Genomic DNA, 7409 nt, shown 5'->3' on the forward strand with positions numbered 1-7409 from the left:
GCGCGGCCTGCCACTCCAGCTTGCCGTACGTGGAGTGCAGGTAGCGTTCGGACAGCACCGCCACCACGACCTCGGCCTCGCGGACGCCACGGTCCATGAAGTCGATGAAGTTGGTGCCGGCGACGAAGTCCCACGCCTGCAACAGTGTGCGGTAGCCGGCCGCCTCGAACTCCCACGCCAGCCACGTCGCCCAGCGCTCGTCGGCCGGTGAGTAACTGATGAAGAAGTCGATGGGGCGGTCGGACCGGGTGGGGTGCGCGCCTACAGCCACGTGGTCATTATGGCCACCGACGGTCAACAGATCGACACCCTCGGCAGCCCGGATCGGGCCCGCGTCGGGCTCCTGCCGCCACGCCCGCATGTGCGAGGATCATCACTCGTGGAGACCCCCGGCGATCCGCCGAACGCCGTGCCCGACCGTTCCCGCTGGGGCCGCCTGCACGTGCTGGACTGGATCGCGATCGGCCTGGCCGCGGTCGGGCTGGTGTGCGTGCTCACCGGGCTGCTGCCGCGCGCCGACGCCGAGGGCACGATGCGGCGGATCATCCCGATCCTGATCTTCCTCGGCACGGTGGTGGTGCTGGCCGAGCTGACCGCTGTGGCCGGGGTGTTCGACGCGCTCGCGACCCGGGTGGCGGTGACCGCGCGGGGCAGTTTCCGGGCCCTGTTCTGGCTCTGCGTCGGCTTCGCCTCGGTGACCACCATCGCGCTCAACCTGGACACCACGGCGGTGCTGCTCACGCCGGTGATGATCGCGCTGGCCCGGGCGCTGAACGTGCCGCCGACACCGCTGGCCATGACCACCGTGTGGCTGGCGAACACGGCCAGCCTGCTGCTGCCGGTGTCCAACCTGACGAACATCCTGGCCAGCGACCGGGTCGACCTGGACCCGGTGCCGTGGGCGGCCCGGATGTGGTGGCCGCAACTGGTCGCCGTGGCGGTCACCGCGCTGCTGCTGTGGTGGTGGTACTGGCGTCCGGCGCGCGCCGGGGCCGACCCGTTCGACCCGCCGCCGCCGTACGTGCCGCCGGACCGGGTGCTCTACCGCACCGCGCTCGCCGCCTGCCTGCTGTTCGTCGCCGGGATCCTCGCCGGGGTGGAGATCGGCGTCGCCTCCGGGGTGGCCGCCGCGATCCTGGTCGCCGGCTTCGCGGTACGGGCCCGGCACCGGCTGCGGCTCGCGCTGGTGCCGTGGCGGCTGCTGGTCTTCGTGACCGGGCTGTTCCTGGTGGTGCAGACCATCGGCCGGTACGGCCTGGACTCCGTGATGGGCACGCTCATCGGCACCGACCCGGGCGCGGAGGGCGCGCTGCGGGCGGGCGCGGTCGGCGCGCTGTTCAGCAACGCGGTGAACAACCTGCCCGCGTACCTGGCCGGCGAGGCGGTGATCGCGGCCGACCGGCACACCCAGTTGCTGGCGCTGCTGATCGGCACGAACGTGGGCCCGCTGGCCACGCCGTGGGCGTCGCTGGCGACACTGATCTGGTACGAGCGCTGCCGGGCCGCCGGGGTGGCCGTGCCGCTGGGCCGGTTCGTGGTCACCAGCGCCGCGCTCGCCGTGCTGGCCACCGCCGCCACCGTCACGGCGCTTCTTGTCGGTCCCGGCGCCTAGCATCGCGTCCATGAGCAACCCGCCCGAGATCGTCCGCCGCTACTTCGCGCTCGCCGGCCAGGCCGACAAGGAGCCCTGGCTCGCGTTGTTCGCCGACGACGCGGTGGTCGAGGACGAGGGCCGCACCCACCGCGGGATCGGGGAGATCCGCGCCTGGCGCGACGGCACGCCGCTGGTGTCGTACGAGATCACCGACGTCGAGCAGACACCCGCCGGGACGGTCGTGACCGCCACGATCAGCGGTGACTTCCCCGGCAGCCCGTTCGCCGGGCTGCGGTTCCGGTTCGAGGAGTACGACGACACCCGCATCCGCCGACTGCGCATCGCACCCTGAGCCGGGGCGGGAAAACCGCTACGGCCCGGCCGCGGGCAGTGACTACCGTGCCCGCATGACCGCCGATCCCACCCTGCGCTTCTACGCCGACCCGGAGGAGTTCCTCGCCGCCGCCGGGGCGTACCTGGCCGCCGACCCGGTGGTGAGCACCGTCGTCGCCAGCGTCACGCGCCGGATGGCGGCCCGCCGCGCCGAGGGCGTGACGCTGCCCGAGGACGACTGGTGGCTGGTGGTGCGGGACGCCTCCGGGGCGGTGGTGGGCGCCGCGATGCGTACCGCGCCGTTCCCGCCGCGACCGGCGTTCCTGCTGCCGATGCCGCCGGAGGCCGCCGAGGCGCTGGCCCGCGCGTGGCACCGGCGCGGCGAGCGGGTCCGCGCGGTGAACGGCGCGCTGCCCGCCGCGCGCGCCTGCGCCGAGGAGGTCGCCCGGCTCGACGGCGGCCGGGTCGCTGTCGCCCAGCACACCCGGCTGCACGTGCTCGACCAGCTCACGCCGCCCGCGCCGGCGCCGGGCGCGTTGCGGACGGCCACCGCCGACGAGGTCGACCTGGTCGCCGCGTGGTTCGCCGCGTTCATGGCCTACGCCGACGAGCAGGCGGGCCGCCCGCGCGGCACGAGCGCCCACGAGACGCCCGACCGCGCCGATCTGCTGCGCCGCATCCGGGACGGTCGGGTCTGGTTCTGGACCGACGGGTCGGGCGCTCCGGTGCACCTGACCGCCGCCAACCCGCCGTCGTTCGGCGTGGCCCGGGTCGGTCCGGTCTACACGCCACCCGAGCAGCGCGGACGCGGCTGGGCCGGCAACGCGGTCGCCGAGGTCAGCCGGCTGCTCACGGCCGAGGGCGCGCGGGTGTGCCTGTTCACCGACCAGGCCAACCCGGTGTCGAACCGGCTCTACGCCGGCCTCGGTTTCCGGCCGGTGGTCGACATGGCCAACCTGGCCCTGGTCGACTGAGCCGACCTGGTCCCGACCGAGCCGACCTGGTCCCGGCCGACCGAGCGGGCTCCGGGTCAGCCGGTGAGGCCGAGCGCGGCCAGCCGGCGCGGATCGGCGATCACGTCCACGGCGGCGATCCGTCCGCCGGTGACGGTGAACGCCATCACCGACAGCGGGCGGTCCCCGGCGCTCACCAGCACCCCGGCGGCGCCGTTGACCAGCACCGGCCGGGCGTGCGGGAACAGCCGCCCGAACGTGGTGGCCTGCGCGGCCACCGTCGTCGCGCCGGTGAGCACGACCGTGTGGCGGGCGCGGGCGGTCCCCGCGTCGGAACGCAGCACCACGTCCGGGTGCAGCACCGCGATCAGCGCGTCGAGGTCGCCGTCGCGGGCGGCGGCGAGGAAGGCGTCGACCACCGCCCGCTGCCGGGTGAGGTCGGGATCGGGGGTGGGCGCCTGTCCGCGTACCCGGCGGCGGGCCCGGCTGGCGAGCTGCCGGGCCGCCGCCGGTGAGCGGTCGACGAGCGGACCGATCTCGTCGAACGGCACCCCGAACATGTCGTGCAGCACGAACGCGAGCCGCTCGGCCGGGCTCAGCGTGTCCAGCACCACGAGCAACGCCAGCCCCACCGAGTCGGCGAGCACCGCGGCATGCGCCGGGTCGTCGGCGTCCACCACCGGGTCGGGCAGGCGTACGTCGAGGGGGTCCTCCCGGCGGGCGGCGCGGGACCGCAGCGCGTTGAGGCTGACCCGGGCGACCACTGTGGTGAGCCAGGCATCCAGGTTGTCCACGGCGGCCGGGTCGGTACGGGCCAGCCGCAGCCAGGTCTCCTGCACCGCGTCCTCGGCGTCGGTGAGCGAGCCGAGCAGCCGGTACGCGACAGCGCGCAGACGCGGCCGCTCCCGCTCGAACCGTTCCGCCAGCCCGTGGTCCATCACCTGAGCCTCCCTCTCCCGCACGTCGTCCCGACCCGCCACAACCGGCCGAGGTGACCGGAGGTGACCACCGTCACACCTGTCACGTCGACGGGTCGGCGCGGGTCGACGTGGCAGCACAGGCGACGGAGGGAAAGACGATGAACCCACAGATCCTGGTCACCGGCGGCACCGGCACGATCGGCCGGCACGTCGTACCGCTGCTGCGCGCCGCCGGGCATCCGGTGCGGGTGCTCAGCCGGCGCGGCGGACGGTCCGGCGACGGCGTCACCCACGTGACCGCCGACCTGCTCACCGGCGCCGACCTCGGCCCCGCGCTGCGCGGGGTGTCCACGGTGCTGCACCTGGCCGGCGGCGCGAGGGGCGACGACTGCGCCACCGCCCACCTGGCCCGCGCCGCGCACCGGGCCGGTGTGGCGCACCTGGTGCACATCTCCGTGACCGGCGCCGACCGGGTGCCGCTGGCCTGGATCCGGTCCAAGCTCGACGCCGAGCGCGCGGTGACGGACTCCGGCGTCCCGTGGACGGTGCTGCGCGCCGCGCAGGTGCACGACCTGGTGCTGACCATGCTGACGGCGATGACCCGGCTGCCGGTGACGCCGGTGCCGGGCGGGCTGCGGCTGGAGCCGGTCGACGCCGCCGAGGTGGCGGCGCGGCTGGCCGAGCTGACGCTGGGCGCACCGGCCGGGCTGGTGCCGGACCTGGCCGGGCCGCACACCCACGGCATCGGCGAGCTGCTGACCGGCTACCTGGCGGCCACCGGGAAGCGCCGGGCACGCCTGCCGGTCCGCATCCCCGGGCGGGCGGGCCGGGCGTACCGGGACGGCGCGAACCTCGCCCGGCCCGGTGCGGCGAGGGGCGTGCGGACCTGGACCGACTTCCTGGCCGACCGAAGGCCGGGGTAGCGCAGGTTCGTCTGCAGCGGATCGCGTCTCACCAGCCGACCGAGCCGAGACTGACCGGGGTGAGGCGGCGCACCTGCGGCTCGATCCACTGTGCCGCGGTGACCAGCTTGACCAGCCGGTCGATGGTCTCCGGCGGCCCGGCCACGAAACTGCGCCGGTCCGCCGGGCAGCCGTACCGGTCGTCGAACGTGCCGCCGTCGAGCGCGCGTACCGCCATGCCGGCCTCGGCGGCCAGCAGCATCCCGGCGGGCAGGTCGACCGCCTCGGGGCGGTAGCCGACGATGCCGTCGATGTCGCCGCGGGCCAGCATCACCCAGGACAGCAGCGGCGCCCACAGTTGCAGCACCCGCCGCGCGGTGGTGTCGAGCACCACCTTCAGCGCCCGGGCGGTGCTGTCGTCCCGGCGTACCTCGTGCCCCTGGGTCCAGGCCAGCACCGGCGCGGCCGGCACCGGCCGGTGCGCGGCGCGCAGCGGACGGGCGGCCGGGCCGGAGGGGTGCACGAACGCGCCCCGGCCGCGCACCGCCGACCAGGTACGGCCGGCGACCGGGTCGTGGACCACGCCGAGCACCGGCGAGCCGTTGTCGCACAGGGCGATCCCGACCACGTACGCGGGCAGTCCGATCGCCACGTTGTTGGTGCCGTCGAGCGGGTCGACCAGCCAGGCGAAGGCGGTGTCCGGGGCGTACTCGCCGCCCTCCTCGGCGATCACGCCGTGCTCCGGCCAGCGGGCCCGGATCCGGTCGACGATCAGCCGCTCGGCGGCCAGGTCGAGGTCGGTGACGAGGTCGCCGGTGTCGTTCTTGGCCCGGGCGCGCACCTCCCCCCGGGTGCCCCGGCGCAGCAGCCGGCCCGCCGCCTGGGCGGCCTCCACCGCGAACCGGTGCGCCTCGCGCAGGTCGGGCCCGCCTCTGCTCGGCTCCACGTCCATGGCTCCTCCAGCCAGTCAGCCCCGTGCCACCAGTCGCGCGATCTGCCGCGCCATCCGCGCGGTCTCCACCGCGTCGCATCGGTCCCGGCGTACCCGGTGGCTGCGCCCGTCCACCGCGCCGAGGCTGAGGTCGCACGCGCCGGGAGTGGTCCGGCCGAGCGCCACTGTCACCGCCGGCTCACCGGCGTCGACCTCCGAGGTGTGGAAGCCGCCGGCGCGCAGCGCGTACGAGTCGCCGGCCGAGTGCGTCTCCACAGTGGCGGTCATCGCGGTGACCAGCCGGTCGGTGGCGGCCATCTCGTCCACCTCGCCGAGGCTGCGCACCTCGTAGACCCGCCAGGCCGGGTCGGCCGGCGCGTCGTCGACCTCGATCAGCTCGTTGCGGACGGTGCCGTGCAGCACGTGGCTGAGCAGGTCCCAGCTGTGCGAGTGCATGGTGGAGGTGGTCGGGCGCACCGGCGGCGGGTCGGCGGGCCAGGCGTGCACGCAGACGCCGTCCGGGCCGTCGCGTTCCACTGGCAGGCAGGTGAAGCCGAGCGGGTGCCGGACCGCGCGCAGCGACCGCCGCCCCTCGGCGACGTCGTCGAGCACGTCCAGCGCCCAGCCGCGTAGGAGCTCCGGCCGGGTGCCCCGGTCGATCTCCCGTTCGAGGTCGGCGTAACTGGTCATGAGTAGGGGTTCCTCGCCTGGACGGCCTTGCCGATGATGTCGGCGACCTCGCGGTCGCCGAAGGACCGGGGCAGCGTCAGGCCGAGGGCGGTGAACAACCGCCGTACCTGCTCGACCGACGGCTCGTCGTCGAGCTTGACCTGGGCCGCCGCCTCGATCGGCACGCGCCGGCTCTGCCGGCGGCTGTAGTCCAGCTCGATGTTGAAACGGTTGTAGTAGACCTCGCCGCGGTCGATGCGCAGCGCGGGCGTCTGCGGGTTCTCCTGGGTGACGACGACGCAGGAGGAGGAGAGGTCGTAGCGGAACGTGGTCATCTGCGCGGAGAGCCGCACGTCGACAGTGAGCAGGCCGGAGCGTTGCAGGTGCCAGCAGGCGGCCAGCACCGTCGCGTACGACTCCTTGCGGGTGCGGTCGACGGTCCACGGCTCGCCCGGCGCGTCCGGGTCGAGGCTGCGCCGGAACCGCGCGTACCGCTCGCAGACCTCCTCGTCGGTCGGGTCGATGATCTCGATGGCGACGGTGAGCGTGGCGTTGCGCCGCCGGGCGTGTTCCAGGCAGTCCGGCAGCGTGACCGCGCGCAGGAAGGTGCCGGTGCCGCCCTTGAAGCTCCACTGGTCGGTGTGCCGCCGGGCCTCGGCGAGCGCCTGCCCGACCTCGCTGCCGTGCAGCACCCGCACCATGGAGACGCTGTCGATGGCCTCGCGGGCCCGGTTCAGCGCGCCCTCGGGGCCGGTGATCTCCCGCATCTGCGGCACCAGTTCGGTGAGCCGGTCGCGGGTGTCCACGATGACCTGGCGGATCTCCCGCTCGGTGGTGCGCCGGCGCAGCCGGTCCCGCAGCACCGCCTGCGCGAGCAGGCCCAGCACCAGCAGGATCGCGCTGTTGACGACCTCCTGGCTGACCGCGTCGTTGGTCAGGCCGAGCACGGCGACCGTGAGGGCCAGGACGAGACCGATGAACGCGTCGAGGTTGGTCACGACCCAGGCGAGCAGGCGCGTCATGACATCCCCCGGTCGACGACGGAACCTCCATGATAGCCCGCTGTCAATGTCACCATCACACCCTGTTTCCGGCCGGCGGCGGGGG

At 74.7% G+C, this 7409-nt stretch carries 9 protein-coding genes; 4 read left to right on the forward strand and 5 right to left on the reverse strand.

Annotated elements, in window-relative coordinates; all coding sequences use genetic code 11:
* On the reverse strand, positions 1-271 hold a 271-nt coding region (locus KBX39_RS17735), incomplete at its 3' end, for a toll/interleukin-1 receptor domain-containing protein (RefSeq protein ID WP_312247450.1).
* Positions 272-379: 108 nt separating this feature from the next.
* Here KBX39_RS17735 and KBX39_RS17740 point away from each other — a divergent pair.
* The 3 genes from KBX39_RS17740 to KBX39_RS17750 are packed head-to-tail and all read left to right on the forward strand — an operon-like array spanning position 380 to position 2901.
* The gene (locus tag KBX39_RS17740; protein WP_210871598.1) at positions 380-1612 is read left to right on the forward strand and encodes an SLC13 family permease; all 1233 of its coding nucleotides are present in this window, start codon (positions 380-382) and stop codon (positions 1610-1612) included.
* Positions 1613-1622: 10 nt separating this feature from the next.
* Entirely contained in the window at positions 1623-1946 is a 324-nt protein-coding gene (locus KBX39_RS17745; RefSeq protein ID WP_043323765.1) for a nuclear transport factor 2 family protein, read from the forward strand.
* A gap of 55 nt (positions 1947-2001) precedes the next feature.
* Positions 2002-2901, forward strand: coding sequence for a GNAT family N-acetyltransferase (locus KBX39_RS17750; RefSeq protein ID WP_210871600.1), 900 nt, complete (start codon positions 2002-2004; stop codon positions 2899-2901).
* 56 nt (positions 2902-2957) lie between these two features.
* On the opposite strand, the gene sigJ is transcribed toward KBX39_RS17750, so the two are convergent.
* A complete protein-coding gene (gene sigJ, locus KBX39_RS17755) occupies positions 2958-3818 on the reverse strand; it encodes an RNA polymerase sigma factor SigJ (RefSeq protein ID WP_113972785.1) in 861 nt (286 codons plus the stop codon).
* 140 nt (positions 3819-3958) lie between these two features.
* Here sigJ and KBX39_RS17760 point away from each other — a divergent pair, with 140 nt between their 5' ends.
* Complete coding sequence (locus tag KBX39_RS17760) at positions 3959-4723, forward strand: SDR family oxidoreductase (protein ID WP_210871602.1); 765 nt, start codon at positions 3959-3961, stop codon at positions 4721-4723.
* Between the two features lie 28 nt (positions 4724-4751).
* On the opposite strand, the gene KBX39_RS17765 is transcribed toward KBX39_RS17760, so the two are convergent.
* From KBX39_RS17765 to KBX39_RS17775, 3 genes are read right to left on the reverse strand one after another with little or no spacing between them, the layout of a single operon-like run.
* The gene (locus tag KBX39_RS17765) at positions 4752-5654 is read right to left on the reverse strand and encodes an inositol monophosphatase family protein (protein WP_064445831.1); all 903 of its coding nucleotides are present in this window, start codon (positions 5652-5654) and stop codon (positions 4752-4754) included.
* 15 nt (positions 5655-5669) lie between these two features.
* The gene (locus KBX39_RS17770; protein ID WP_064445830.1) at positions 5670-6323 is read right to left on the reverse strand and encodes a hypothetical protein; all 654 of its coding nucleotides are present in this window, start codon (positions 6321-6323) and stop codon (positions 5670-5672) included.
* Entirely contained in the window at positions 6320-7324 is a 1005-nt protein-coding gene (locus tag KBX39_RS17775; RefSeq protein WP_064445829.1) for a hypothetical protein, read from the reverse strand. Before KBX39_RS17775 ends, KBX39_RS17770 begins: the two co-directional genes overlap by 4 nt.
* Positions 7325-7409 lie beyond the last annotated feature (85 nt).

Source organism: Micromonospora sp. D75, from assembly GCF_018070405.1.
Taxonomy (GTDB): Bacteria; Actinomycetota; Actinomycetes; order Mycobacteriales; family Micromonosporaceae; genus Micromonospora; species Micromonospora chalcea.

What these genes read in the sequence shown, in the direction of transcription:
- KBX39_RS17745 (WP_043323765.1), top strand. Translation starts at nt 1,623, where the DNA reads ATGAGCAACCCGCCCGAGATCGTCCGCCGCTACTTCGCGCTCGCCGGC.
- KBX39_RS17750 (WP_210871600.1), top strand. Translation starts at nt 2,002, where the DNA reads ATGACCGCCGATCCCACCCTGCGCTTCTACGCCGACCCGGAGGAGTTC.
- KBX39_RS17760 (WP_210871602.1), top strand. Translation starts at nt 3,959, where the DNA reads ATGAACCCACAGATCCTGGTCACCGGCGGCACCGGCACGATCGGCCGG.
- KBX39_RS17770 (WP_064445830.1), bottom strand. Translation starts at nt 6,323, where the DNA reads ATGACCAGTTACGCCGACCTCGAACGGGAGATCGACCGGGGCACCCGG.
- sigJ (WP_113972785.1), bottom strand. Translation starts at nt 3,818, where the DNA reads ATGGACCACGGGCTGGCGGAACGGTTCGAGCGGGAGCGGCCGCGTCTG.
- KBX39_RS17765 (WP_064445831.1), bottom strand. Translation starts at nt 5,654, where the DNA reads ATGGACGTGGAGCCGAGCAGAGGCGGGCCCGACCTGCGCGAGGCGCAC.
- KBX39_RS17775 (WP_064445829.1), bottom strand. Translation starts at nt 7,324, where the DNA reads ATGACGCGCCTGCTCGCCTGGGTCGTGACCAACCTCGACGCGTTCATC.